Origin of the sequence: Candidatus Desulforudis audaxviator MP104C (assembly GCF_000018425.1) — a bacterium.
GTDB lineage: Bacteria > Bacillota > Desulfotomaculia > Desulfotomaculales > Desulforudaceae > Desulforudis > Desulforudis audaxviator.
In genome coordinates this window covers 1,442,501-1,468,739 of sequence record NC_010424.1, presented here as the reverse complement: position 1 = coordinate 1,468,739, position 26,239 = coordinate 1,442,501, and the positions used below count along the sequence as shown (strand labels likewise).

The following is a 26,239-nucleotide window of genomic DNA, read 5'->3' as shown; positions in this document are numbered from 1 at the left end:
GTATATTGATGCCACTTGAGGTCGCTTCCGCAAGGGTGTATGCTATTTGTTCTTCATATACGCGCTGACACTACCGCTGGTTGGGGCGCTTATCGGGTGGGGAACCAACCTCATTGCCGTGAAGTTGTTGTTCCGTCCTTACCGGCCTTACAAAGTCCCCTTTCTGCCCCTGGTGATCCAGGGGCTCCTGCCCAAGAGACGCCAGGATTTGGCCCGCAGTATCGGGGAAACAGTGGAATCCGAACTACTTACCTTCGACGACCTCGTGAAGCAGGTCCATACCGAGGAAATGACCAAACGTCTGTCTCAGGCGATCGGCGACGCGGTCCACGAGGCGATGATGGTCCGCACTCCCGGAATTATTCCGGGGTCCATCAAGAAAGCGCTGGCCGACACTCTGGCCGATATGGTGGAAGACCGGGTACCGGGCATTATCGACTGGCTGGCCGACGAGGTGGCCCAGGCGGCCCGAGAGGAGATCAAGATCGGCCGGATGATTGAGGACCGAATGAACTCGTTTCCCCTGGAAACCCTGGAGAAAGTGATTTTCCGGGTGGCTTCCAAGGAGATCAAGCACATCACGGTACTGGGCGGGGTTTTGGGCTTCCTGATCGGGCTGGTCCAGGTGCTTTTCCTGTACCTGGCGCGGGTGGCCGATACGCCGGTGATTTAAGGAGCCAGTTGACATTTGCCGTGCCGATCCAATATAATTCCGCCCATAATAGCGAAACGCAATGAAGGGGCGAGTAGGCCCGCCGACCTTGCAGAGAGGATGTGCCCCGGGCTGCAAGCACATCCAGGCGACGGCCGGCTGAAGACCACCCCCGGAGTCGCCTGGTGAGAAGCCGGGCCGGCCGCAGCCGTTACCTGTGCCTGAAGCGGGAAGCGTGAAACAGCTTCCAAGCAGGGTGGAACCGCGGGAATGCCTCCCGTCCCTGACCGGGGCGGGGGGCTTGTGTGTTAAGAAACCCGGTTTAAGCTGTTGTGGTTGTGGCATTCATCTTAAGAGACTTGGGAGGATCGGCAAATGAAGATTACGCTCAAAGACGGAAAGGTCGTCGAGTATCCGGAGGGTGTTACTCCGGAGGAGGTGGCCCGGGACATAGCGCCCCGCCTGGCCAAAGAGGCCGTGGTGGCCCGGGTGAACGGGCGGCTGTGGGGACTCAACCAGCCCCTGGTGGAAGACGCCACGCTGGAGTTTCTCACTTTTGAAGACGAAGACGCGCGCTTGGTCTACCGCCACAGCACGTCGCACGTTCTGGCCCAGGCGGTCAAGCGGCTCTACCCGGAAGCGCGGCTGGCTATCGGCCCGGCCGTCACCGATGGGTTCTACTACGACTTTGACGTGCCCCGGACCTTCACTCCCGAGGATCTTGAGCGCATCGAAAGCGAGATGGAAGACATCATCGCCGCCGATCTGCCCATCGAACGTTTTGAACTTTCGCGGGACGAGGCCCTGGAACTGGTCGGGGGGGACGGAGAGAACTACAAAGTAGAGTTGATCTCCGGCCTGGGCCCGGATGAGGTGATTTCGTTCTACCGCCAGGGCGAGTTCACCGACCTGTGCGCCGGGCCGCACGTGCCGTCAACGGGGCGGATCAAGGCGGTCAAACTGCTCAGCGTGGCCGGCGCTTACTGGCGGGGAGACGAGCGGAACAAGATGCTGCAGCGCATCTACGGCACCTCGTTCCCGAAAGCGTCGCTCCTGAAAGAGCACCTGTTCCGGCTGGAAGAGGCCAAGCGGCGGGACCACCGCCGCCTGGGGTTCGAACTGGACCTCTTCAGCTTCCACGAGGCCGGCCCGGGTTTTCCGTTCTTCCATCCCCGGGGCATGGTCCTGCGCAACGAACTGGAGCGTTTCTGGCGGGAAGAGCACACCAAGAACGGTTATTTAGAGATCCGCACCCCGATCATCCTGCGCCAGGAACTCTGGGAGCGCTCCGGACACTGGGACCACTACCGGGAGAACATGTACTTCACGACCATCGACGACGAGAAATACGCGGTAAAACCGATGAACTGCCCGGGCGGGATCCTGGTTTACCGGAGCAAACTGCACAGCTACCGGGAACTGCCGATCAGGCTCGGCGAATTGGGGCTGGTTCACCGCCACGAACTGTCCGGCGTTTTGCACGGGCTGATGCGGGCGCGCTGTTTCACCCAGGACGACGCCCACATCTTCTGCCGGCCGGAGCAGGTGGAGGAGGAGATCGTCCGCATAATGGACCTGACGGAGTACTTCTACCGGCAGGTCTTCGGGTTTGACTACCACGTGGAGTTGTCGACCAGACCGGAGAAGTCCTTGGGTTCTGACGAAATCTGGGAGTCGGCCACGGCGGCCCTGCGGCGTGCGCTGGAAGAGAGGGCGGTCAACTACAAGGTGAACGAAGGCGACGGCGCCTTCTACGGGCCGAAGGTCGATTTTCACCTGCGGGACTGCCTGGGACGCACCTGGCAGTGCGGCACCATCCAGGTGGACTTTCAAATGCCGGAGAAGTTTGAACTCGAGTACGTCGGCGAGGACGGGCAGCGTCACCGCCCGGTAATGATTCACCGGGTCATCTATGGGAGTATGGAGCGGTTCATCGCCATCCTGACCGAGCATTTCGCCGGGGCTTTTCCGGTCTGGCTGGCGCCGGTACAAGTCCGCATTTTGCCGATCACCGACCGGCATGCGGCCTACGCCCAAGAGGTGACCGAAGCCTTACTGCGCGCCGGGGTGCGGGCCGAGTTTGACGGGCGGAACGAAAAGGTGGGCTACAAGATCCGTGAGGCCCAGGTTCTGAAGGTCCCGTACATGCTGGTCATCGGCGACCGCGAGGCCGAGTCACGGACGGTGGCCGTCCGTCACCGCACCGCAGGCGACCTCGGGTCGATGGAGTTAAACGATTTTACCGGCCGGCTCGTCCGGGAAATCGGAACCAGAGCTCGATAGCCCTGAGGAGCGAGGAAAAGTGGGCCGTTTAGCCGGGAATCCCTTGACCGGGCCCTGTTACCTGTGCTATGATTCTTCCTGTAATTAATGACAAAAGTTGCAAGTAGAAGCCAACCCGCTTCTCACCTCACGACAGTCAGTCGCCTGAGGTTTCTCCGGGGCCGGATGCATTGGTGCGCTCTTTCAGCGGGTGGTAGCCCGCTCTTTTTTCGGAATTTCAGGAGGTGTAAAGGTTATTTCCAAAGACCAACGCGTGAATCAAGAAATCAGGGCCCGTGAAGTGAGGGTCATCGATTCTGACGGGGCCCAGTTGGGGATTATGCCCCTGCGAGACGCGCTACGTCTGGCCGAGGAGAAAGGTTTGGATCTTGTCGAGGTCGCCTCACAAGCCAGGCCGGTCGTTTGCCGGATAATGGACTTCGGCAAGTACAAGTATGAACAGAGCAAGCGGGACAAGGAAGCCCGCAAAAAACAGCGGATTATCACTATCAAGGAAGTCAAGCTTCGTCCGGGGATCGAGGACCACGACTTCCAAACCAAGGCCAGGAACGCGGTCCGGTTCCTGAAAGATGGGGACAAGGTCAAAGTCACCCTCGTCTTCCGGGGAAGGGAGATCGTCCACCCGCACCTGGGACAGCAGCTCCTGAAGAAGTTGGCCGAACAAGTTGAGGAGTTGGCCGTCATTGAGAGGGCTCCGAAGCTTGAAGGTCGTAATATGATCATGATCTTGGCCCCGAGGCAGAATCAGCAGTGAAAGGAGTGTAGCAACCTTGCCGAAAATCAAGACACATCGCGGGGCTGCCAAGCGTTTCAAGAAAACCGGCACGGGTAAATTCCGGACAAAGCACGCTTTCTTGAGTCACATCCTTGAGAAAAAGTCGGCCAAGAGAAAGCGCCGGTTACGTAAGAAGTTCGTCTTGAGCGCCGGTGACGTCCGGAGAATAAGAGCAATGATTCCTTACTAAAGACTGGCGAAGGAGGCCGTTAGATATGCCACGTGTAAAAAACGCCGTAGTTGCCAGAAAACGGCATAAGAAAGTTTTAAAACTCGCCAAGGGTTACTGGGGGGCGAAGAGCAAGCTGTATCGGGTGGCGAACCAGCAGGTGATGCGCTCCCTGTTGTATGCCTACCGGGACCGGCGCGCCAAGAAACGCGATTTCCGCCGGCTGTGGATCACCAGAATCAACGCCGCGGCCCGTTTGAACGGAATGTCCTACAACCGTTTTATCGAGGGGCTCCGCCGGGCGGGAGTGGAAATCAACCGTAAAGTACTGGCGGAGTTGGCCGTGAAGGACCAGGCGGCCTTCGGTCAGTTGGTTCAGGTGGCCAAGGCCCAGTTGGAAAGCAAGTAGAAAGCATTGTGAACGCAAGCGGCATGGCGCGGGTGGAGTCTGGCGACCATGCCTTATTTTTTCTAGTAAGTAAAGGCGGGCGGGTAGAAAATGAAACAATTCGCCGTGATCGGCCTGGGACGTTTCGGATCGAGCGTGGCCACCACGCTGGCGAGAATGGGCTACGATGTGCTGGCGGTCGATACGGACGAGCAAAAAGTGGAGCGGATTGTGGACCGGGTGACGCATGCCGTGCAGGCCGACGCTCTGGATGATGAGTCCCTGAAGGCCCTGGGAATGCGCAACTTTGACGTGGTGATCGTCGCCATCGGGCACGACATGCAGGCCAGTATTCTGACCACGGTCATGCTCAAAGAGATGGGCGTAAGGACAGTGGTAGCAAAGGCCAACACCGAGCTTCACGGACGGGTGCTGGCCCGGGTAGGGGCCGACAAAGTGGTGTTTCCGGAACGGGACATGGGCGTGCGTGTTGCCCGCAGCCTGGTATCCAAAAACCTGCTGGACCATATCGACCTTTCCCCCGACTTCAGTATTGTCGAGCTGGTGACCCCGAAGGATTTTGTGGGCAAGAGCCTTCTGGAGGCCGGAGTTAGAGGAAGGTACGGCGTGAATATCCTGGCGATCCGGCGGGGGACCGAAGTGCTGATCGCTCCCGGGGCCAAGGAAGTGATCCGGGAGGGAGACGTGCTGGTAGCCATCGGGCGGAACGAGCGCCTGGAGAAACTGGGAGGGGACTAGGTGAAGATTACCTCACGGTCCAACGAACGCATCAAGTACCTGAAAAAGTTTCACGAAAAGAAGCACCGGGACCTGGAAAACGGCTTTTTGGCCGAGGGCCTCAAGGTGATTGAAGAAGCCCTGCAAGCCGGCTGGGAGGTGCGAATGCTGCTCTATACTTCGGATGTGCTCCGCCACCCGCGTGGCGTGGCACTTCTGGACAAGGCGCGCGCCACCGGAACCGAGCTCTGGGAATGTGAAAAACAGGTGCTGGCCGTGGTGACCGATACCAAGACCCCCCAGGGAGCATTGGCGCTGATCGCGAAGCCGGAACATTCACTTGATGTCCTGCTGCAGGGCCGGGGTACCCCGCTGGTGGTGGTTCTGGACGGCCTGCAGGATCCGGGCAACCTGGGCACCATCATCAGGACGGCCGACGCGTGTGAACTCCAGGGCGTCATTACCCTCGAGGGCACCGTGGACTTGTTTCACCCGAAGGTCGTAAGAGCCTCGGCCGGGGCTTTGTTTCACCTGCCGGCTTTTGGGGACCTGCCTGCTCCGGCGGTCCTGGAGTTCTTCACTGGCGCCGGCGTTCAGAAGTTCGTGGCGGATCCCCGCGGCGATTACTCCCTGTACGAGTGCGACTTCAGCCGGCCGACCGCGCTGTTCATGGGCAACGAGGCCCGGGGTTGCGGGGAAATGCTCCACGCCGCAGCCGACCGGGTGGTAGCCATACCCATGCCCGGTCAGGCCGAGTCTTTAAATGTCGGCGTTGCCGCCTCGCTTTTCATCTACGAAGCCGTGCGGCAGAGGCTCAAATCTTCCTTGTCTTTGCCTTGAGCTTGTGGTATACTTACGGCGAAAGGTCTCCAAAGAACTGTGAAAGGTGTGGGATCGGATGCATTTGACCGCCGAATTTTTTTGGAGGCTTTTTGAAACCACCGGATCGATAAGGGCCTATATGATTTATAGGAGACTGGCCCTCCAGTAGACATAAACTTTCCTTGTTCTAAACTAAACTAAAAAGTCCCTCTTGGGGACGATTTTTTATTTTGGGCGTGCGCGCAAAAGGAATTTTCAGGGTTAAACTAGAAAGAAAATACTTAAAGGGGGATTGAAGCAGCGCGATGCGCGAAAAGTTGGCTCAGGTTGTCGAGGAAGCCGAGAAGGCGCTGGCAGGTGCTTCCACCGCTGAGGTTGTTGAAGAGGTGCGCATCAGGTACCTCGGGAAAAAGGGCGTCCTGACCCAGGTCTTGAGAAGCATGGGTTCGTTGCCGGCCGCCGAGCGCCCAGTGGTGGGCAAGTTAGCCAACGAAATGAAGGTGCGTCTTGAGCAGGCCCTGGCCTCAAGAAGCGCTCTTTTGAAACAGGAGGAAAAGGCCGCCAGGCTGGCGGCGGAACGGATCGACGTCACCCTGCCCGGAGTTCTTCCCCACCTGGGCAGTATGCACCCCTTGACCATGGTGCGCACCGAAATCGAAAACATCTTCTTGGGCCTTGGCTTCCAGATCGTAGAGGGGCCCGAGGTTGAGCTTGAATATTACAATTTTGAGGCGCTCAACTTTCCCAAAGACCACCCGGCGCGCGATATGCAGGACACCTTTTTCATCAACGACGAGGTGCTGCTCAGGACCCACACGTCACCGGTACAGGTTCGGACCTTTGAGAAAACGGCGCCCCGGGTCCCGGTGAGAATCATTGCACCTGGCAAAGTGTACCGGGAAGACGACGACGCTACCCACTCCCCGATGTTCAACCAGGTTGAGGGGTTCGCGGTGGACACACGCATCACCCTGGGCGATCTGAAGGGGACGCTGGTCTACTTCGTGCGGGAGATGTTCGGCGAGCGCCGGATGCGTTTCCGGCCCAGCTTTTTCCCCTTTACCGAACCGAGCGCCGAGGTGGACATTTCGTGCGTAATCTGCGGGGGCGGCGGGTGCCGTGTCTGCTCCCACACCGGCTGGCTTGAGATTCTCGGTGCGGGGATGATCCATCCCCGAGTGCTCGAGGTATCGGGCTACGACGCGGAGAAGGTGAGCGGCTTCGCGTTTGGGATGGGCATTGAGCGGGTGGCCATGCTGAAGTACGGCATCGATAACATCCGTCTTTTCTTTGACAACGACCTTCGTTTCCTGAACCAATTCTAATTTCCGGTATCCAACAAGGAGGCTCATGCCCGCGTGCGGGTTTCGATCAATTGGCTGAAGGAATTCGTGGATATCCCAGTGACCTCTGCGGAACTGGCCGACCGCCTGACCCTGGCCGGAGTGGCCGTCGACCGGATTGACAAACCGAGTGCGGGCGTTACGGGCGTGGTCACCGGCAGGGTGGTGGAGGTGCGGCCGCACCCCAACGCCGACCGGCTCTTGATCGCTGCGGTGGACATCGGCGGGGAAATCCTGCAGATCGTCACGGGTGCCGCGAACTTCAAGGTCGGCGATGTGGTTCCGGTAGCCCCGGTGGGGGCCACCCTGGCCGGTGACTTGGCCATCAGGCGGGCTAAATTCCGCGGCGTTGAATCCTGGGGGATGATGTGCGCGGCCGACGAACTGGGCATCGGTGACGACCACGAAGGCATTCTGATCCTCCCCTCGGACACCCCGGTGGGTGTGGCCGCGGGCCCCATCCTGGGGCTGGACGACGAGATCCTGGAACTGGACTTGACCCCCAACCGGGGTGACTGCCTGTCGGTGCTGGGTGTGGCCCGGGAAGTCGCCACCCTGCTGGGCAAGCCCCTAAAACGCAGAAAACCGGCCTTTCCGGAACTGGACCTTCAGGCGCAGCGCATGGTCCGGGTGGACATCGAGGACCCCCGCCTCTGCAGCCGCTACGTGGCCCGGGTGCTAGTCGACGTCCGGGTCGGGCCCTCGCCGCTGTGGATGCAGACCCGGCTGTTCACGGCCGGGGTGAGACCGATCAGCAATATTGTCGACGTCACCAATTACGTGATGCTGGAACTGGGACAGCCCCAGCACGCCTTTGACTACGACGCGGTACACAACGCCCACGTCATCGTGCGCCGGGCGCGGCCCGGGGAGACTCTGGTGACCCTGGACGGCAACGAGCGGAGTCTGGCTCCGGACATGCTTCTGATCACCGACCCCCGGACGGTCATCGGCGTCGCCGGCGTTATGGGCGGCCTGGACTCCGAGGTGACCGCGGACACCAGGCGGGTCCTTCTGGAGTCGGCCTGCTTCAATCCAGTCAGTATCCGGCGGACTTCCCGAGCGCTCGGTTTGCGCTCGGAGGCCTCAATACGCTTTGAAAAGGGGGTCGACCCGGAAGGGTGTCTGAAGGCGGCCGATCGGGCACTGGAACTCATGCAGATTATCGGTGCCGGCCACGCCGCGGCGGGTGCCGTTGACGTCTACCCGGACCCCTACACGCCCCGAACGCTCATTGTGCGGCCTGAGCGCGTGGAAGAGATACTGGGTCTGGCTGTGCCGGCTAAAACCATCCGGGACATCCTGGAACGGCTCGAGTTTGCCCCACGGGAAACCGGCGGGAGGTTTCTGGTGCGTGTTCCGTCCCACCGGACCGACGTGTTCCGGGAAATAGACCTGATCGAAGAAGTCGCCCGGATCCACGGCTACCACCGGATACCCGACACCCTGCCGTTCGGCGTGACTGTCCCGGGAGTCCGGACGAAGGCTCAGGTCTTGGAGTCCAGGCTCAGGGAACTGCTGGTGGCGTGCGGGCTGACCGAAGTTATCACGTACACCTTCACCAACCGGAAGGTTTTCGACCGCCTGCGCCTGCCCGGTACCTCCCCGCTGCGCCGGACGGTACCGTTGCGGAACCCGCTTAACGAGGACCAGACAGAGATGCGCACCCTGCTTTATCCCAGCCTGCTCGACGTACTGGCCCGAAACTACCAGCGGCGGAACACCAACGCCGCCCTGTTCGAAATCGGCCGGGTTTACCATCCCCGCGACAACGCGCCCCTGCCCGAAGAAGGCCTGCGGCTGGCCGCAGCGCTGATGGGGCGCACTCCGGCCGGCTGGCGCCGCAAGGATGAGCCTTTGGACTTTTTCTTCCTGAAGGGAGTTCTGGAAAGCGTCGCCCGGGAAATCGGCCTTGAAACGCTTACCTTTACGGCGGAGCAGGATGAACCTTCGTTTCACCCGGGGCGGACCGCGCGCCTCCGGGCTGGGGAGGCAAACCTCGGCATCATCGGGGAACTTCATCCGGAGGTACTTGAGGCGTACGACTTGCCACCGGGTGTGGTAGTCACCGAGATTGACTTGGACCTGGTGCTCGCCGTGGACAAAAAGACACCCACCTTTGTCCCGCTGCCGCGCTTCCCGAGCGTGGAACGAGACCTGGCCCTGGTGATCAGAAAAGATATCCCGGCTCGCGAGGTGATGGCCTTAATCCGTAAGGCGGGAGGGGAGTTGCTCCGGGAACTGCGTCTTTTTGACGTGTACGAAGGCCGTCAGATCCGGGAGGGTTACCGCAACCTCGGCTTTTCCCTCGTTTTCCGGGCGGAGGACCGTACTTTGACGGATGAAGAGGTCGGCCGGTACCTGGAGGCAATAATCCGGACTCTGGAAGACACGTATGGCGCCCAGCTCCGAGCATAGTCCTGAGACCAACGGGGGAGGGTATACGATGGCCGGGCAAACGAACAGAGTCGAGGTTGAAATTTTTGGAGAACGTTACGTACTTCGGGGGGACAGGCCCCCGGACTACATCCGCTTTATTGCCCAGGACGTTGACCGGAGGGTACGGGACATCTGCAACCGCCACTCCCGGATCCCGGTGACCACGGCAGCGGTCCTGGCCGCCGTCAACCTGGCGGACGAGTTAAAACGCCTGCAGGAGAGCTACGACGGCCTAGTGAAAATGATCGAGGGGGAAGACAAGGAAAAGAAGAAGTAGAAGTCTTTTCAGAAACTCTAAGTGGGGGGGGCGTGCGGTGTCCCCCTTTTTTGCTGAGGCTATCAAAAAGGTCGGTATTTTCGGGTAAACTAGCTTTAAGTGCCTGGAAAACATAGGCTTCTCTTTCAAATGCCAAATTCTGGAACGGAGGGGCTTTCGGGAATGAACATCGGCGAGATATATGCGTTGGCGGTCCAGAGGGGCATGGAACATGACCCGCGGGGTCTGGAAGGGGTGGAAAAAGTCCTGGCCCGGGAAAAGGAGCGCTTTGCGGGGCTCAAAGAGGACGAGCGGGACGAGTTCGACCAGGAACGGTTGACGAACCCCTACTCCGATACCCGGATCCTGTACGGCGACCCCGAAACGCCGGTGCGCCGGGTGCTGGCCGGGGTGGACATGGAAGTCGGGGAACTTTTGTTGGCCGACCGGCTGCGGGAACGAGGCCGATCAATAGACTTGGTGATCACACACCACCCGGAAGGGAAAGCGCTGGCCTCCCTGCACGAAGTAATGCACCTTCAGGAAGATGTGCTGGCCCGCTTGGGGGTACCCATTAACGTCGCGGAAGGAATCCTGGCCTCGCGGATCAGCGAGGTGAAACGGGGTATACTGCCGCTGAACCACAACCGGGCCGTGGACGTGGCTCGGATCCTGGACATACCGTTTATGTGCCTGCACACCACTGCCGACAATCTGGTCAACGATTTCCTTCAAAAGTACCTGGACGAACGTCGGCCCGAGACCTTGAAAGACCTCCTGAAAACCCTCAAGGAAGTGCCCGAGTACAAGGAGGCCGTACGCTTGAATGCGGGGCCCACGATTGTGATCGGCAGCCCCGAGCGCCGCGCCGGCAAGATAGTGGTCGACATGACCGGCGGCACCGGGGGTTCGGAGGACGCCTACGCCCGGTTGGCCACCGCGGGGGTGGGCACCCTGGTGGTGATGCACATCAGCGAGAAACACCGCAAGGAAGCGGAAGCCAACCACATCCAGGTGGTCGTCGCCGGGCACATGGCCAGTGACTCTCTGGGCCTGAACCTTTTCCTGGACGAACTGGTCCGGCGCGGCATTGAGATTGTGCCCTGCGCCGGCCTCCTGCGGGTGAACCGCACGGCGGAACAGTAGAATATCCTGCACACGGGGGATGAGAGATGCCCGGGCCGGAACTGCTTGCCCCGGCCGGCAGTTGGGAATCACTGGCGGCGGCCGTCCAGAACGGGGCTGACGCCGTTTACCTGGGCGCCACCGCGTTCAGCGCCCGCCAATCAGCAGCCGACTTTGAACCGCGGGAACTCTCCCGGGCGGTGGACTACGCCCACGTCCGGGACGTGAGAGTATACGTGACCGTAAACACCCTGGTGTCGGAGCGGGAATTGGGGGACGCCGCCCGGTTGCTCGGTTTCCTCTACAACATCGGGGTTGACGCCGTTATTGTCCAGGACCTGGGGTTGATGCGGCTGATCGCGGATCTGCTGCCCGGCCTGACCGTGCACGCCAGCACCCAGACCACCGCGCACAACCGGCCCACCCTCGAACTATTCAAGGAACTGGGTGTCCGGCGCGTGGTACTGGCCAGGGAACTGTCCCTGGACGAGATCGCTGGCCTTAAGCGGGACACCGGAATGGAGGTCGAGGTCTTCGTCCACGGTGCGCTCTGCATCTCGTATTCCGGGCAATGTCTTTTCTCGAGCCTGGTCGGTGCCCGGAGCGGCAACCGGGGCCGGTGTGCCCAGCCCTGCCGCCTGCCGTACGTGCTGCACCGGGACGGGGAACCGGCTGTCCCGCTCCCGCCGGGGCGGTATCTCCTGAGCCCCCGGGACCTGAACCTCTCCACGCGATTGCCCGAGTTGATCCGGGCTGGGGTGGACGGGCTGAAGATCGAGGGACGCATGCGCCGTCCGGAATACGTGGCGACCGTGGTCCGGGTGTACCGGACGCTTTTGGATCGTGCGGCGGTCGGGGCTTTCGACATTACCGCCGAGGAACGGCGCGAGTTGCTCCAGATCTTCAACCGCGGTTACACCACCGGCTATCTCTCCGGCCGGCCCGGGCGGGCGCTGATGGCCTACACCCGTCCGAACCACCGGGGTCTGGCCCTGGGCCGGGTCCTCCGCTACGAGCCGGACACAGGGTCGGCCGTAATCGCGCTGGAGGAGCCGCTACAGGTGGGAGACACCATTGAAGTGTGGGTTACCAGGGGCGGCCGGGTGTCCACGCCGGTGCGGGAAATAAGGGTGGACGGCCGGCTGGTGAAGGAGGCGTCCGGTGGGACCGAGGTCACTTTGCCCGTGGGCGGCCGGGTGGGACCCGGGGATCGCGTTTTCAAGACGGTGGACGCCCGGCTGGAGCGCCGGGCCCGGGAGAGTTTTACCTCGGGGCGGGAGACAAAAAGCATCCCCCTGCGGTTTGAGGTCCGGGTACGGGAGGGTTTGCCCCTTGAGCTTGCGGTCACCGGCCCCGGAGGCCTTTCGGCCTCGGCACAAGGCAAGGTGCCGGCCGTCAGGGCCGAAAAACGGCCGCTGACCGCGGCGGTTTTCGAAAAGCAACTGAGCCGGTTGGGGAACACTCCGTTTGTCCTGGGGGAGCTGGAATGCCGGATCGAGGGGGAGGTCATGCTGCCCTTAAGTGACATCAACGAAGCCCGTCGTGAAGCCGTGGATACGCTGGCCGCGGCGAAAGCGGCGCGGAGCAGGCCGTCGACGCCGGTCACCGTTGACCTGGCGGACCGGGTCGGACCGTATCTCCAGGCCCGGACGGCCAGTCAAGCCCGGGCCGATTCAAGGCGGACCCTGTTGTCCGCGGCCGTGGGGGACCTGGACGGAGTCCGGGCTGCTGCCGGGGCTGGCGCGGATGTGGTATACTTTCCGGGGGAAGGCCTGGGATCGCCGACGTTTCCCGAAACCGAAGAAGTCAGCGAGGCGGCGGCGGTGTGCCGCCGGCACGGCGCTACCCTGGTGCTGTGGCTCCCCCGGATCCTGCACGACCGGGAACGTCCCCGCTGGGAGCGCCTGCTGGAGGCGGCCGGGCCGTGCGGGGTACTGGCCGGAAACCCGGGGGTTTTCCGGCTGACTGGCACGCAGCGGCGGCTGCTGGCTGACTTCCCGCTGAACATTTTCAACAGCTTGACCGTGTCCCTTTTCGCTGGACTGGGAGCCGCCGGGGTGACATTGTCCCCCGAACTGACCCTGGATCAGATCCGGGAGATAACGGGCAAGGCTCTGGTTCCGGTGGAGGTCCTGGTACACGGCGCCCTGCCGGTACTGGTCTCCGAATACTGCGTGGTGGGCGGGGTGCTCGGCCCCGGGGATGGGAACCGGTGTTCCGTACCGTGCCGGGCCGGGCGTTTCGCCCTCGAGGACCGGTTGGGCCTGCGGTTTCCGGTGGGTGTGGACCACGATTGCCGGATGCACGTTTTCAATGTGAAGGACCTTTGCGTGGTTGACCAGGTACCCGAGTTGATCCGGTGCGGGGTCGCAGTGCTCCGGGTGGAAGGCCGGCTCCGTGACGCCGATTACGTGGGTGGTGTGGTCGGGATCTACCGGGAAGTCATCGACAACAGCCGGATCCGGGGGCCGGAGTGGCAGGTGCCTTCCCACTACCGGGAACGCCTGGAGAGACTCAGCCCCCAGGGGCTGACGACCGGACACTATTTTCGCGGGGTGCTCTGAAATTGACGGTGGCGAGTGAGAAAACACTGGGCCGGCTCGAATTCGACAAGGTCCTGGAACGGTTGGCCGGACAGACCCTCTCACCCCTGGGCCGGGAGCGGGCACGGGCTTTGAGGCCCGCGGCGGGCCTTGATGAAGTGCGCCGTTTGCAGGCCGAAACAGACGAAGGGTACAACATCCTGCGGCTGGAACCTAATGCCGATTTCGGCGGCTGGCACGACGTCCGTGAACCGGTGCGCCGGGCGGCGCGGGGTCAGGTGCTGGACGGGGGGCCCTTATTTCAGATCGGGCAGACGCTGGCCGCGATCCGAACCCAGAAGAAGTTTCTAATGGACCGCCGGGACCGCTACCCGCTGCTGGCCGGCTTGGCCGGCACGATGCCTGTGTTCCCCGAGCTCGAAAAGCGGCTGGTGGAGAGCATCCTGCCCGGGGGAGAAGTGGCCGACGGCGCGTCCGCTCGTCTGGCCGACCTGCGCCGCCGCCTCCAGGCGGGCCGCCTCCAGGTGCGGGAGCAGCTGGAGCGCCTGGTCCGCTCACTTGCCCAGCAGAAGTACCTCCAGGAGCCGATTATCACCATCCGGGAAGGCCGTTACGTGGTCCCGGTGAAGATTGAATACCGGAACCAGGTGCCCGGTTTGGTGCATGACCAGTCGGCCAGTGGAGCCACCCTGTTCATCGAACCGATGGCCGTGGTCGACAAGAACAATGAACTCCGCCGGCTCGAGGCGGCCGAGAAGCAGGAGATACTGAAGATTCTGACCGAACTGTCCACGGCGGTGGCCCAAGCCGCCGACGAGATCCTGCCCGCGGTGGATCAACTCGGACACTTTGATTTTGTACTGGCGAAGGCCCGCTTGAGCCGGCAGATGGCGGCCGTGCCGCCCCTGCTGGAAGACGGGGCTTTCCTGGAGTTCAGCCGGGCCCGGCACCCCCTGATCCGCGGAAACGTGGTGCCGATCGACGGGCGCGTGGGCCGGGATTTTGACCTGCTGGTGCTCACCGGGCCGAACACGGGAGGCAAAACGGTGGCTTTGAAGACCATCGGTCTTTTAGTGTTGATGGCGCAGGCGGGCCTGCACGTGCCCGCTTCATCCTGTGCGGTGGGGCTCTTTGACAGGGTATTCGCCGATATCGGCGATGAGCAGAGTATCGAGAACTCCTTGAGCACCTTTTCGTCCCACATGGCGAACCTGGTGGACATCATCGGGCAGGTTGGGGCGAAGAGCTTGGTGCTGATCGACGAGTTAGGCACCGGTACCGATCCGACCGAGGGCGCAGCGCTCGCCCAGGCGATCTTGAATGAACTCCACCGCCGGGGGACGCGGGGGGTGGTCACCACCCACTACGGGGAGTTGAAGGAGTTCGCCACGGGGCGGGACCGGGTGGAAAACGCCAGCGTCGAGTTCGATCTGGACACCCTCGAACCCACTTTCCGCCTAGTCACCGGCCGGCCAGGACGGAGCTACGCCTTCGAGATCGCCCTGCGCCTGGGGATGCCGGAATCGATCGTCTCCCGGGCGCGCGAGTTCCTGGCTCCGGAGCAGCGGCAGACGGCCGAACTGCTGCGGCAGTTGGAAGAGAGCCGGCAGGAGGCCGAACGCCAGCGGGAGGAGGCCCGGAAGGAGGCCCGCGAAGCGTCCATACTGAAGCAACGTTACGAGGCGGAACTGGCTAGCCTGTTAGATAAGAAAACGGCGCTCCGGGAGCGGGCGGCCCGGGAGGCGCAGGAATTGATCCGGCAGGTGCGCCGGGAGGGCGAGGAAATCGTCCGGGAGCTGCGTCGCCAGATCAACGCCGGAACGAACCGGGAGAAGGAGCAGGCTATCCAGCAGGCCCGCGCGAGGATCGATGAGCTCGGCGCCGGCCTTCCTGATCCGGCAGTGCCGGAGACGGTGGAAGGGGAGCCGGAGCGGCTGGATGGCGGGGAGGCGGTTTTCATCCCGCGTTTCAGCCAGCAGGGCGTAACCCTGGGTCCTTCCCGGGATGGTGAGGTGCAGGTCCAGGTGGGCTCCGTCAAGGTGAACCTGCCGCTGGCCGAGGTGCGCCGCATGATTCCTGCTCCCCACAGCACGGCTCCCAACGCCGGGACGGTCGTGGTGCAAAAAACTCGGGACGATGTGCGCACCGAATTGGACCTGCGCGGCCTGCACGCCGAGGAGGCGCTGTCCGAACTGGAGAAGTACCTGGACGCAGCGATCCTGGCCGGCCTCCAGCGCGCCTACATTATCCACGGGCTGGGCACCGGAGTGCTCCGGGCTGCGGTTCAGAACCACCTGAAGGGGGACGGCCGCATTCGGTCGTTCCGCCTGGGTGACAGGGGTGAGGGCGGTCTCGGAGTGACCGTGGTCGAGTTTTAAGCCGATACGGGGTGTGAGGTTTGTGCGTCCGGCGCAGGAGTGTTATAATTGTTTGATAGGCCTGATTCGGAAGACGGCTGAATTGGCCACTTCTGACCCGGAGCGGCGCGCACACGCCGTCCGGGAGGGTTTGGCGATTCTCGACCGGGACTTTGCCCGTGGGCGGGTGCCGACACAGATCGCGGGGGAAGCGCAACGGGTGGTCAGGGAGATTACCGGCAACCCGGACCCGTTCCGGACGGTCAAGGACCGGGAGATGGCTGTGGCCGCAAGGCTTATCACCGATTTGCAGGCCCGGTTCGCCGGTGACCTGGCCGGTTTGATGCGACTGGCGGTGTTGGGAAACGCGGTCGATTTCTTCCGGGAGCTCGATGAGGCCGAACTGGCCCGGCCAGCGAAATTGTACCGGGACGAGGTCAGTGCTTTTGAACAGAGGCTGGACGGGGCGCGGCAGGTGCTGTACCTGGCCGACAACGCCGGCGAACTGTACTTTGACTATCCGCTTTTCAGGTATCTGGCCGGGCGGACTTCGGTCACTTACGTGGTTAAGGACGGGCCGGTGCAGAACGATCTTACCGCGGACGACATTTCGCGGGCAGGCTTTGCCCCGCAAATGCCGAATATTATAACTACGGGCACGGACACCCCCGGAGTGGACCTGGAACTTGTTTCGCCGGGTTTCCGGAACGCTTTTGACCAGGCCGACCTTATCCTGGCCAAGGGGATGGGCAACTACGAAACCCTCTCCGAAATGGCTGCCGGTCACCGGGTGTTCTTTCTGCTGATGGCCAAGTGTGATCCGGTGGCCAGGTCGCTGGGAGTGCCCAGGGACAGTTTTGTGGCCGCTTTCGGCGGCAAAGGAGGTAGACCCGATGCTTAAGGTTCAAGACCTTACGGTGGCCGTAGACGGGAAGATCATTCTGGACCAGATAGATTTGACCATCAATCCGGGTGAGATCCACGTGCTGTTCGGCCCCAACGGGTCGGGCAAGTCCACGCTTTTGGGCACGCTCATGGGATTCGCGCGCTTCAAAGTGCTCAACGGACGGATAATCTTCAAGGGGAATGACATTACCTATCTGCCGGTGTACGAGCGGGCCAGGCTTGGGATCGGTCTGTCTTTCCAGCGCCCCCCCACTATCAGGGGCCTGACCATGCGGGATATGGTGGGGATTTGTTCCCATGGCGAAGCAGACGCGGATGAAATGGCCGAGCGCCTGAATTTTTCCCGCTTTCTTGATCGGGAGGTCAACCATGGTTTTTCCGGCGGGGAGCTGAAGCGGTCGGAACTACTGCAACTTTTGGCCCAGGATCCGGAATTCTTGTTGCTGGACGAGCCTGAGTCCGGCGTAGACGTGGAGAATTTGGCTTTGGTGGGCAACACCATCAACCAGCTCTTGGATCGCGACATTCCGGACACAAACCACCGCCCGCGTAAGGTCAAGCGTGAGCAGAGACACAAGGCGGGCCTGGTGATTACCCACACCGGCCACATCCTGAATTACGTCAACGCGGACGTGGGTCACGTGCTGTACCAGGGGCGGCTGTCCTGTGAGGGTAACCCGCTAGAGCTTTTCAAGTGCATCCAGAAGGTCGGCTACGGCGAGTGTGTACGGTGCGTAGTCTAGTATTCTAATACTAGGACGGGGAGATAAGCTATGCCGAAAACAGAAAGATTAACGCCGGACAAGTTTAAGCATGAGGCGCGGGAACACGCTTATGCGGACTTCCTGGGGGCGCCGGACCTCGCGGGGTTGATCGATGCCGGGCGCCTGCTGGAGACCGGCGTGGTGCTGGGGGACGAGGCTGAACGGGCCGGCACGTTTTTGCAGGCGGACCACTCGCTGGTGCACGCCGCCGTGAACCAAGAAGGTCTGGAGGTGCTTAGCACGGACCAGGCCCGGCAGCGGTACGACTGGGTGGACAAGGAATACCGGTGGAAAATGGTGCCTCCGGATGCGGACGAGTACACCAGGCATGCCTACGAGCGCTCCCGCCACGGGTATTTCATCCGTGCCCTGGCCGGTGCCAAAGCCACCTATCCGCTTCAGGCCTGTCTTTATATCGCCCAGGAGGGTCTGGCCCAGGCGGTGCACAATATCATCATCGTCGAAGAGGGCGCCGAACTGAATATCATCACCGGCTGTGTCAGTTCCCGCGAAGTCAAACACGGAATGCACATCGGCATATCGGAGTTCTACGTCAAAAAGAACGCCAAGCTGACCTTCACCATGATCCATAACTGGGCCGAGAGAATGCACGTTCTCCCCCGTAGTGCGGCCCGGATCGAAGAGGGCGGGACTTTTCTGCAGAACTATGTCTGTCTGGTGCCGGTGGCTTACCTGCAGATGAACCCGGCGCTGTACCTGGCTGGACGGGGGGCGCTGGTCCGCTCAAACACCATTTTGGTGGGTACGCCGGGAAGCTTTATGGACGTGGGCTCCCGGGTCTTCTTGCAGGCACCGGAGGCCCGGGCCGAAGTGATCGCCCGCACGGTGACCACCGGCGGCGACGTAATCAACCGGGGCCGCCTGGTGGGTGAAGTGCCGGGAGTGAAGGCCCACTTGGAGTGTCATGGCCTGTTGCTCACCCCTCGGGGTCTGATCCATGCTATTCCCGAGCTGGAAGCCCGGGTGGAGGGCGCGGAGATGTCCCACGAAGCGGCCGTCGGCAAGATCGCACCGGAGGAGATTGAATACCTCATGGCCCGTGGACTGGACGAGGACGAGGCCAGGGCGACCATCGTCCGCGGCTTCTTGAACGTGAAAATGGACGGACTGCCGGAAGAGCTTCAGGCCCGGATCGACGAGGCGATCAGACAGAGCCAGGAGAGCATCATGTAGGGGTTAAACCTTTAGTTTCTCAGTTGCGAAATATTCTGAAAACAGTCCGCTCTGAGGGCGAATTGAAGTTGCGGCCCCGGGCCGGGACCTTGTTTTACAACCTTATGTCATAAGTCTCTGCAACTAAGAAACTAAAGGTTTGACCCCCTCAGTGTCTGCCGCGGTTGCTTCCGAAGAAACATTGCGGTCGGGCGTAGTTCATCATCGTCGGCACCGGGGTTTCAGGTTGCTGACCGCCGTTGGGCGGCCAGAAGTCCAGCGGCGGGTTGAAAACGGTTTCTCGGTCGTGCAAAGCGCACGTCTTTCTGGGCACCCGGATGTTGTAGTCCTTGACTATCTCGGGCACGTCATAGCCGACATCGACCATCACCCTGGTGATGCGGTCCGGACAGTACTGCCCGGCCAGCAAGCCGGTGGAGGGGCAGATTTCAACCAGGACGTGGACGTCGTCGTACTCGGTGGGCACGGTCCCGCGTTCAAAGATATCGGTTACCTGGTGGTCCGGCGGGGTGAGCGGGCCGGGCAGCAGGCCCGATTTGCTGTCCACCGTGGCGGTAACGATCCCGGGCGGCTGCGGGAAATCCCGGACCGGTGTGCCCGCGAGCGCTTTGCCCATCACCTGGCGCCAGATCGCGGCCGGGTGACCGCCGCCGACCGAACCGCGTGGCAGGCGGTCCTTATGGTTGTCATGACCCATCCACACCACCCCGACCAGATTGGGAGTATAGCCGCAGAACCAGATACTGGTTTCATGGTCGGTCGTTCCGGTCTTGCCGGCCACCGGCCGGTCGGCGAGCCGCGCGTTCCGCCCGGTGCCGCTGGTGACGGCGGTACGTAGCATGTCGGTAATCAGGTAGGCGGTGGTCGGCTTCATGGCCTGAGTCTTTACCGGGATGTGTTCCTCCAGGAGTCGGCCCCGGATATCTTCGACCCGGGTGATCGCGGTGGGTTCAATGTACACTCCCTGATTGGCAAAGGCGCCGTAAGCGCCGGCCATTTGCAGCGGCGTGACCCCGTTGGTCAGCCCGCCCAAAGCGATTGCCAGGTTGTGCCGGTCGGGTTCCAGGGTGGTAATGCCGAGTTTTCTGGCGAAGTCCACTGCGCGGGACGGCGTGACCGCTTCCAGAGTCTTCACCGCCGGGATGTTCACCGAATAGGCCAGGGCCGTGCGCATGGTGACCAGACCCCGGTAGCCGCCGTCGTAGTTCCTGGGGGTCCAGTTGGGATATTTGATCGGGATATCATCCAGTACGGAGGCCGGCGACATGCCCAGATATTCTATGGCCGGACCGTAGGCGATAATCGGCTTGAAGGCCGATCCGGGCTGAGGCTGGGTACGGGTGGCGCGGTTCCACTGCCGCAACTGGGTGTGCTCCCGTCCGCCGACGATGGCCTTGATATAACCGTTGGTCGGGTCAAGCACCACCATGGCGGCCTGGGGTTGCAGAACGCCGTGTTCGTCTCTTTTGGTTGCGGGGTAATTGTTCTCGTTGTTCAGTGCTTCCTCCGCCGCCCGCTGGATTTTCGGATCAAGCGTGGTGTAAACCCGCAGGCCTTCCTTAAAGACCCTTGCCTCACCGTATTTGTCCACCAGGACGTCGGTGACGTGGTCCACGAAGTGGGGGTAAGGATAGCTTGGACCGGGGTTATCGGCCGCTACCGGCTTTCCCAGTTCAATCGGCTTGGCTTTGGCCTCCTCGGCTTCCGCCCGGCCGACAAACTCGTAACGCCACATCAGGTCCAGGATGGTATTGCGCCGGTTGGTGGCCGCCTGCAGGTCGCGGTAGGGCGAGTAAATAGAGGGCCCTTTGAGCAGTCCGGCCAGAGTGGCCGCTTCAGACAAGTCGAGTTCGGACACCGACTTACCGAAGTAGGTCCGGGCCGCCGCTTCTATTCCGTAAGCCCCTTCGCCGAAGTAGACCCAGTTGAGGTACATCTGGAGAATCTCATCCTTGGCGTAATGCCGTTCAACCTGGATGGCCAGAAAGGCTTCCTGGATCTTGCGTTTCAAGGTTTTATCAAAGCTCAAAAAGCAGTTCTTGACCAACTGCTGGGTGATGGTGCTTCCGCCCTGCTCACCGAAGCTGCCGGTCACGTTGGCCCAGACCGCCCGGGCGATGGCGCGCGGGTCCACCCCGTAGTGCTGGTAGAAACGGACGTCCTCGGCAGCCAGGAAAGCCTTTTTCACGTGGGGCGGGATATCCCCGATGTCCACCGGAATCCGGTTCTCCAGCCCGATCTCGGTCACCAGGTTACCGTGAACGTCATAGATCAGGGTGGCGTTGTTGGGCTGCAGGGCTGCCGGATCCCAGGTGGGGAGGTCCTTCAGGCTGACCACCACCAGGCCGAAGGCCGCCAAGCCGCCAAGGAGCATTCCCGCGGCCACCAGCACGATAAGAAGGCGAAACCAGTTCAGCCTCCGTTCCCTTTGTTTCTTGCGGGGCATAGTGGTCCTCCTCGACTGGTTTTGAACTCCGACCGCACTTGCTTTCTGCATTATATCACAAGCAATTTGCACATTGTCACTAGGTCCGTGATTATTGGGCTCATCCTGAATAAACCATTCGGCAGGGAAAAAGGTGGTGTGGGGAGAAGATGTTCATCCGGACAAGCTATTGTTGGTGGGAGATGCCTATCATTCTGTCGTTGGGGGTTTCATCTGCATGTCGGAGCTGGACAGGCAACTGGAAATCATCAGAAGGGGCGCGGTCGAGATCATCCCCGAGGACGAACTGAAGGAAAAGCTCCGCCGTTCCCTGGCCACCGGGCGCCCCCTGCAGGTCAAGCTGGGGCTTGACCCCACGGCCCCGGACATTCATCTGGGTCACACCGTGGTGCTGCACAAGCTGAGACACTTTCAGGATCTGGGCCACCAGGTGACGCTGGTGCTCGGCGATTACACGGCCCGGGTGGGTGACCCATCGGGCAAGACCGAGACCCGGAAGCCGCTGACCGGGGAAGAGGTAATGGCCAACGCCCGCACCTATGAGGCCCAGGTTTTCAAGATTCTCGACCCTAACCGCACCCGGGTCCGCTTCAACAGCGAATGGCTGGCCCCTCTGGACTTCGCCGCGGTGCTTGAACTGGCCTCCAAATACACGGTGGCCCGAATGCTGGAGCGCGACGACTTCGCGAAGCGTTTTCACGGGGGCTTGCCGATCAGCATTCACGAGTTCTTCTACCCTCTAATGCAAGGCTACGACTCGGTGGCGCTGAAGGCCGACGTCGAGCTGGGCGGAACCGACCAGAAATTCAACCTGCTCATGGGCCGCACCCTTCAGAAGGAATACGGCCAGGAACCCCAGGTCGCTCTCACCACACCCCTCCTGGAGGGCCTGGACGGGGTTCACAAGATGAGCAAGAGCCTAGGCAATTACATCGGCATCACCGAACCGCCGGAAGAGATGTACGGCAAATTGATGTCCTTGAGCGACGACCTGATGGTGCGCTACTTCGAGCTGGTCACGCCCGTTTCCCTGGAGGAACTGCGGGCCTTGAAAACCGGCCTTGAGACCGGGACGGTTCATCCCCGGGACTTAAAGATGCGCCTGGCGCGTACCGTTGTGGAAACATACCACGGTAAAAAAGCGGCCGCCGTTGCGGAGGACGAGTTCCGCAAAGTATTTCAGCAGCGGGAGCTGCCCACCGACATCCCCGACTTCCCCGTGCCGGCCGGCGCGCTCACCGGCGGCCGGATTTGGCTGCCCAAGCTGTTGGTGCTGGCCGGGCTGTGCTCAAGCACGAGCGAGGCGCGCCGGCTGATCGGGCAGGGTGCCGTCAAGGTAGACGAGCAGCGGGTGGTTGACGAGAATGAAATCACGCCTCGCACCGGAATGATCATCCGGGTGGGACGGCGAAAGTTCACCCGCCTCCTGTGAGATTCAGGCGAAACAAAACCGGCGCCGAACCATCAGGTTCAGCAAAACGCCCACACCGGGCGTTTTTTTGTTTGTGGATGAGTGGCGGATTGCGGGGAAGACTCCTGATCTAAGAAAGTCTTCTTAGGGAAAGGGGCCCAATGCTTTGAGCCGCAGGCGCAGCGTCACCCGGCCTTTAACCTGGTCTAGGAGTAAAGAGAGTTCCGGAAAAGGTATCAAACAGTGCGGCCGAGCAAAGTCGTGTTATAAAGTTAGATGTGAACCGTACAGCGGTAGAGGCGCCAGATGTGGTAGAATTTGAAAGTCGTGTTATAAAGTTAGATGTGAACCCTACCCCGGTAAGGTCTAGCCAACCGCCGGTAGCCAGCCTAGGGGCCAAACAGGTAACTGTTTGGTTATGCAACAGAGAACCGTTCCCTGTTGCACCCTCCGACCCTGATGGGCCGACTGGCCTAAAGCGCATTTTCAACTCCTCTCAAGCATATGCTGACTATAGTGTAAGTCGAAGGGGGAGGGGTATGTGTTCCGAAAGCGCCGGAACCGTTCGGTTCGCTGCCTGCTCTTGTTGGTCGTCCTTATTGTGACGGTGCTTGCCGCCGAGCGGACCCTCTTCCCAACCATCCTGGCCATTGCCAAGGCGCGGGCGGTGCAGACGGCGGTGACCACGGTGAACGGCGCGGTCCGTGAATACCTGAGCCGGAGCGGGATCGACTATCAGGATCTGGTTCGGCTGCACCTGGACAACAACGGACGCATCGTGATGATGCAGGCCAACACGCTCAAGATCACGGAACTGGCTGCCGAGTTCGCGCTGGCCTCGGAGAACGCCATGGTCGGGCTCGAACGCCAGAGTTTCGCGATTCCGGTCGGCCAGGTATTGGGCAGCCAACTTTTGGCGACCTATGGGCCGGGCATTCCGGTGCGCATCATCCCGGTCGGCGCCGTAAAAGTCAATATGGTGGACCGGTTCGAGGCGGCGGGGATCAACCAGACGCGCCACCGTATATACCTGGATCTCGACACGTACGTCCGGATTGCGGTGCCGTGGCAGCAGACCGAGGTACAAATTGCCACCCGGGTGCCCCTGGTCGAAAACATCATCATCGGCGAGGTACCGGACACCTTCGTTACCCTGGACGGAGGTCTTTTGGGCACCGGGCTGTTCAAGATGGCCGAGAGTGCCTCGCGCTAGTGCATAAAGTCGTTTGCCGTCATGCATTAATAAAATAAAAGATGTAAGAAACGCAAGAGAACAGTAAGGGGACGGTGAAGAACATCCTCGAGGAGTGTTGACACTGGCTTCGCGCATATGCTATATTTAGACTTGCTCGGGAGGTACGGTAATAATTCCTCAGAGTACCAGAAAGCAGTAGTTGATTCAGCCCTTCCCGAGTGATACAATGAACCTTGTTGCGCCGTCGGGACGGCGCGCACGGAAAACGGTCTTTGAAAACTGAACAGTGGTGAATCAGGTAAGGTTTTGAGCTATTTATGGAGAGTTTGATCCTGGCTCAGGACGAACGCTGGCGGCGTGCCTAACACATGCAAGTCGTGCGATTGAGAGGTGAGCATCTCACTTCTCAAGAGCGGCGGACGGGTGAGTAATGCGTGAACAATCTACCGGCAAGACTGGGACAACACCGGGAAACTGGTGCTAATACCGGATAATCTCCACCGGCGGCATCGTTGGTGGAGGAAAGTCGGCCTCTGGATATGCTGGCGCTTGTCGATGAGTTCACGTCCCATTAGCTTGTTGGTGGGGTAACGGCCCACCAAGGCGACGATGGGTAGCCGGCCTGAGAGGGTGGTCGGCCACACTGGGACTGAGACACGGCCCAGACTCCTACGGGAGGCAGCAGTGGGGAATCTTCCGCAATGGGCGCAAGCCTGACGGAGCGACGCCGCGTGAGGGACGAAGGCCTTCGGGTTGTAAACCTCTTTTCTGGGGGAAGAACGTCCGGCCTGTTAATAGCGGGTTGGGTTGACGGTACCTCAGGAATAAGCCCCGGCTAACTACGTGCCAGCAGCCGCGGTAATACGTAGGGGGCGAGCGTTGTCCGGAATCACTGGGCGTAAAGGGCGCGTAGGCGGCTTGAGAAGTCGCAGGTGAAATCCCGCGGCTCAACCGTGGAACTGCCTGCGAAACCATTGGGCTTGAGGACAGGAGAGGGAAGCGGAATTCCTGGTGTAGCGGTGAAATGCGTAGATATCAGGAGGAACACCAGTGGCGAAGGCGGCTTTCTGGCCTGGTCCTGACGCTGAGGCGCGAAAGCTAGGGGAGCAAACAGGATTAGATACCCTGGTAGTCCTAGCTGTAAACGATGGGCACTAGGTGTTGGGGGGTTCATACCCTTCAGTGCCGTAGGTAACCCAATAAGTGCCCCGCCTGGGGAGTACGGTCGCAAGACTGAAACTCAAAGGAATTGACGGGGGCCCGCACAAGCGGTGGAGCATGTGGTTTAATTCGATGCAACGCGAAGAACCTTACCAGGGTTTGACATGTCGGTGGTACGGAGTGGAAACACGAAGGACCCTTCGGGGAGCCGGTACAGGTGGTGCATGGTTGTCGTCAGCTCGTGCCGTGAGGTGTTGGGTTAAGTCCCGCAACGAGCGCAACCCTTACTTCTAGTTGCCAGCGGGTTAAGCCGGGCACTCTAGAGGGACTGCCGTCGACAAGGCGGAGGAAGGTGGGGATGACGTCAAATCATCATGCCCTTTATACCCTGGGCTACACACGTGCTACAATGGCCGGTACAGCGGGAAGCTAAGGCGTGAGCTGGAGCAAATCCCAAAAAGCCGGTCCAAGTTCGGATTGCAGGCTGCAACTCGCCTGCATGAAGTCGGAATCGCTAGTAATCGCAGGTCAGCATACTGCGGTGAATGCGTTCCCGGGCCTTGTACACACCGCCCGTCACACCACGAAAGTCGGCAACACCCGAAGTCGGTGACCCAACCCGTTCGGAGGTTGGAGGTCAGAAGTTGGAGGTTGGACTGGGAAGGACATTGGGGTCGAGAGGAGTTTTTGAAGAGGGATTCTGAAAGATCCTAAAGGAATGCCCGGATCTGACATCCGATATCCGGCTTCCGACTTCCGAATGGGAGGGAGCCGCCTAAGGTGGGGTCGGTGATTGGGGTGAAGTCGTAACAAGGTAGCCGTACGGGAACGTGCGGCTGGATCACCTCCTTTCTAAGGAGTACCTGTCACCACTGTTCGGTTTTGAGAGACCCCGGGCCCATAGCTCAGGTGGTCAGAGCGCACGCCTGATAAGCGTGAGGTCGGTAGTTCGAGTCTACCTGGGCCCACCAAAAGTAGAAGTCAGAGGCCGGAGGTCAGAAGTCGGAGACAATAAGAGGGAACTGGCGGGGCCAGTTCCGAACTATGTAGTAGTTCAGTCATTCCAATGCACTCTGACATCCGACTTCAGGTATCAGACCTCCTTTTTGGGGATGTAGCTCAGCGGGAGAGCACCTGGTTTGCAACCAGGGGGTCGGCGGTTCGAATCCGCTCATCTCCACCAGTTTCAAAAGGTTTCTCGCTGTTCTTTGAAAACTGCACAGCGTGGTACTACAAGATCAAGTTATTAAGGGCGTACGGTGGATGCCTTGG

20 protein-coding genes, 2 tRNA genes and 2 rRNA genes (1 of these 24 only partly in view) are annotated in these 26,239 nt (G+C 60.9%); 23 read left to right on the top strand and 1 reads right to left on the bottom strand.

All coding sequences use genetic code 11. The features are described from left to right. Positions 1-46 precede the first annotated feature (46 nt). The 17 genes from DAUD_RS07015 to DAUD_RS06940 all read left to right on the top strand — a co-directional run bounded on the left by DAUD_RS07015 (position 47) and on the right by DAUD_RS06940 (position 18,754). Positions 47-673 carry a DUF445 domain-containing protein gene (locus tag DAUD_RS07015; RefSeq protein ID WP_012302479.1) on the top strand — a complete coding sequence of 209 codons (627 nt, stop codon included), beginning with the start codon at positions 47-49 and terminating at the stop codon, positions 671-673. Positions 674-1,027: 354 nt separating this feature from the next. Next, positions 1,028-2,935: a threonine--tRNA ligase gene (gene thrS / locus DAUD_RS07010; RefSeq protein WP_012302478.1), complete on the top strand. Its 1,908-nt coding sequence runs from the start codon at positions 1,028-1,030 to the stop codon at positions 2,933-2,935. 280 nt (positions 2,936-3,215) lie between these two features. Next, a complete protein-coding gene (gene infC, locus DAUD_RS07005) occupies positions 3,216-3,689 on the top strand; it encodes a translation initiation factor IF-3 (protein ID WP_049752655.1) in 474 nt (157 codons plus the stop codon). A gap of 16 nt (positions 3,690-3,705) precedes the next feature. Then, positions 3,706-3,900, top strand: coding sequence for a 50S ribosomal protein L35 (gene rpmI, locus DAUD_RS07000; RefSeq protein WP_012302476.1), 195 nt, complete (start codon positions 3,706-3,708; stop codon positions 3,898-3,900). Between the two features lie 25 nt (positions 3,901-3,925). After that, positions 3,926-4,288 (top strand): 50S ribosomal protein L20, encoded by a 363-nt coding sequence (rplT, locus tag DAUD_RS06995; protein ID WP_012302475.1) that lies wholly within the window; start codon positions 3,926-3,928, stop codon positions 4,286-4,288. Positions 4,289-4,378: 90 nt separating this feature from the next. Continuing rightward, a complete protein-coding gene (locus DAUD_RS06990) occupies positions 4,379-5,026 on the top strand; it encodes a potassium channel family protein (protein ID WP_012302474.1) in 648 nt (215 codons plus the stop codon). After that, positions 5,027-5,845, top strand: coding sequence for a TrmH family RNA methyltransferase (locus DAUD_RS06985; protein ID WP_012302473.1), 819 nt, complete (start codon positions 5,027-5,029; stop codon positions 5,843-5,845). Between the two features lie 58 nt (positions 5,846-5,903). Further along, positions 5,904-5,996 (top strand): YqzL family protein, encoded by a 93-nt coding sequence (locus DAUD_RS13130; RefSeq protein ID WP_166485140.1) that lies wholly within the window; start codon positions 5,904-5,906, stop codon positions 5,994-5,996. Positions 5,997-6,132: 136 nt separating this feature from the next. Continuing rightward, the gene (pheS, locus tag DAUD_RS06980; protein ID WP_012302472.1) at positions 6,133-7,152 is read left to right on the top strand and encodes a phenylalanine--tRNA ligase subunit alpha; all 1,020 of its coding nucleotides are present in this window, start codon (positions 6,133-6,135) and stop codon (positions 7,150-7,152) included. Positions 7,153-7,185: 33 nt separating this feature from the next. Continuing rightward, positions 7,186-9,588, top strand: a complete 2,403-nt coding sequence (gene pheT, locus DAUD_RS06975) for a phenylalanine--tRNA ligase subunit beta (RefSeq protein ID WP_012302471.1) — start codon at positions 7,186-7,188, stop codon at positions 9,586-9,588. Positions 9,589-9,616: 28 nt separating this feature from the next. Next, a complete protein-coding gene (gene zapA / locus DAUD_RS06970; protein WP_012302470.1) occupies positions 9,617-9,886 on the top strand; it encodes a cell division protein ZapA in 270 nt (89 codons plus the stop codon). A 162-nt stretch (positions 9,887-10,048) separates the two neighbouring features. Then, positions 10,049-11,011: a hypothetical protein gene (locus tag DAUD_RS06965; protein WP_012302469.1), complete on the top strand. Its 963-nt coding sequence runs from the start codon at positions 10,049-10,051 to the stop codon at positions 11,009-11,011. A 26-nt stretch (positions 11,012-11,037) separates the two neighbouring features. Continuing rightward, positions 11,038-13,554, top strand: coding sequence for a U32 family peptidase (locus DAUD_RS06960; RefSeq protein WP_012302468.1), 2,517 nt, complete (start codon positions 11,038-11,040; stop codon positions 13,552-13,554). An 8-nt stretch (positions 13,555-13,562) separates the two neighbouring features. After that, on the top strand, positions 13,563-15,911 hold the full coding sequence (locus tag DAUD_RS06955; RefSeq protein ID WP_166485237.1) for an endonuclease MutS2: 2,349 nt from the start codon (positions 13,563-13,565) through the stop codon (positions 15,909-15,911). A 13-nt stretch (positions 15,912-15,924) separates the two neighbouring features. After that, positions 15,925-16,791, top strand: a complete 867-nt coding sequence (locus DAUD_RS06950) for a damage-control phosphatase ARMT1 family protein (protein WP_320408580.1) — start codon at positions 15,925-15,927, stop codon at positions 16,789-16,791. Further along, the gene (locus DAUD_RS06945) at positions 16,784-17,539 is read left to right on the top strand and encodes an ABC transporter ATP-binding protein (protein ID WP_012302465.1); all 756 of its coding nucleotides are present in this window, start codon (positions 16,784-16,786) and stop codon (positions 17,537-17,539) included. The genes DAUD_RS06950 and DAUD_RS06945 overlap by 8 nt, the downstream gene beginning before the upstream one ends. Positions 17,540-17,569: 30 nt before the next feature. After that, positions 17,570-18,754 carry a SufB/SufD family protein gene (locus DAUD_RS06940; RefSeq protein ID WP_012302464.1) on the top strand — a complete coding sequence of 395 codons (1,185 nt, stop codon included), beginning with the start codon at positions 17,570-17,572 and terminating at the stop codon, positions 18,752-18,754. A gap of 148 nt (positions 18,755-18,902) precedes the next feature. Here the strand turns inward: DAUD_RS06940 and DAUD_RS06935 are convergent, their stop codons facing one another. Then, entirely contained in the window at positions 18,903-21,200 is a 2,298-nt protein-coding gene (locus DAUD_RS06935; protein ID WP_012302463.1) for a transglycosylase domain-containing protein, read from the bottom strand. A gap of 217 nt (positions 21,201-21,417) precedes the next feature. On the opposite strand from DAUD_RS06935, the gene tyrS reads away from it, so the two are divergent. The 6 genes from tyrS to DAUD_RS06905 form a co-directional block, all read left to right on the top strand. After that, on the top strand, positions 21,418-22,632 hold the full coding sequence (tyrS, locus tag DAUD_RS06930; RefSeq protein ID WP_041570864.1) for a tyrosine--tRNA ligase: 1,215 nt from the start codon (positions 21,418-21,420) through the stop codon (positions 22,630-22,632). A 520-nt stretch (positions 22,633-23,152) separates the two neighbouring features. After that, positions 23,153-23,824 (top strand): sporulation protein YunB, encoded by a 672-nt coding sequence (gene yunB / locus DAUD_RS06925; RefSeq protein WP_012302461.1) that lies wholly within the window; start codon positions 23,153-23,155, stop codon positions 23,822-23,824. A gap of 296 nt (positions 23,825-24,120) precedes the next feature. Next, positions 24,121-25,819, top strand: a 16S ribosomal RNA gene (locus DAUD_RS06920). 42 nt (positions 25,820-25,861) lie between these two features. Continuing rightward, positions 25,862-25,938: transfer RNA gene (locus tag DAUD_RS06915), tRNA-Ile, on the top strand. Positions 25,939-26,075: 137 nt separating this feature from the next. Then, positions 26,076-26,150, top strand: a tRNA-Ala gene (locus tag DAUD_RS06910). Positions 26,151-26,203: 53 nt separating this feature from the next. Continuing rightward, positions 26,204-26,239: ribosomal RNA gene (locus tag DAUD_RS06905) — 23S ribosomal RNA — on the top strand; it runs 3,340 nt beyond the window's last position. Together the 16S and 23S rRNA genes with 2 tRNA genes alongside form the textbook arrangement of a ribosomal RNA operon.

Bases quoted from the DNA above. Each gene is read 5' to 3' on its own strand.
- thrS (WP_012302478.1), top strand. From the start codon at position 1,028: ATGAAGATTACGCTCAAAGACGGAAAGGTCGTCGAGTATCCGGAGGGT.
- DAUD_RS06935 (WP_012302463.1), bottom strand. From the start codon at position 21,200: ATGCCCCGCAAGAAACAAAGGGAACGGAGGCTGAACTGGTTTCGCCTT.
- rplT (WP_012302475.1), top strand. From the start codon at position 3,926: ATGCCACGTGTAAAAAACGCCGTAGTTGCCAGAAAACGGCATAAGAAA.
- DAUD_RS13130 (WP_166485140.1), top strand. From the start codon at position 5,904: ATGCATTTGACCGCCGAATTTTTTTGGAGGCTTTTTGAAACCACCGGA.
- DAUD_RS06990 (WP_012302474.1), top strand. From the start codon at position 4,379: ATGAAACAATTCGCCGTGATCGGCCTGGGACGTTTCGGATCGAGCGTG.
- DAUD_RS06945 (WP_012302465.1), top strand. From the start codon at position 16,784: ATGCTTAAGGTTCAAGACCTTACGGTGGCCGTAGACGGGAAGATCATT.
- zapA (WP_012302470.1), top strand. From the start codon at position 9,617: ATGGCCGGGCAAACGAACAGAGTCGAGGTTGAAATTTTTGGAGAACGT.
- tyrS (WP_041570864.1), top strand. From the start codon at position 21,418: ATGTCGGAGCTGGACAGGCAACTGGAAATCATCAGAAGGGGCGCGGTC.
- DAUD_RS06940 (WP_012302464.1), top strand. From the start codon at position 17,570: ATGCCGAAAACAGAAAGATTAACGCCGGACAAGTTTAAGCATGAGGCG.
- pheS (WP_012302472.1), top strand. From the start codon at position 6,133: ATGCGCGAAAAGTTGGCTCAGGTTGTCGAGGAAGCCGAGAAGGCGCTG.
- DAUD_RS06960 (WP_012302468.1), top strand. From the start codon at position 11,038: ATGCCCGGGCCGGAACTGCTTGCCCCGGCCGGCAGTTGGGAATCACTG.
- DAUD_RS06965 (WP_012302469.1), top strand. From the start codon at position 10,049: ATGAACATCGGCGAGATATATGCGTTGGCGGTCCAGAGGGGCATGGAA.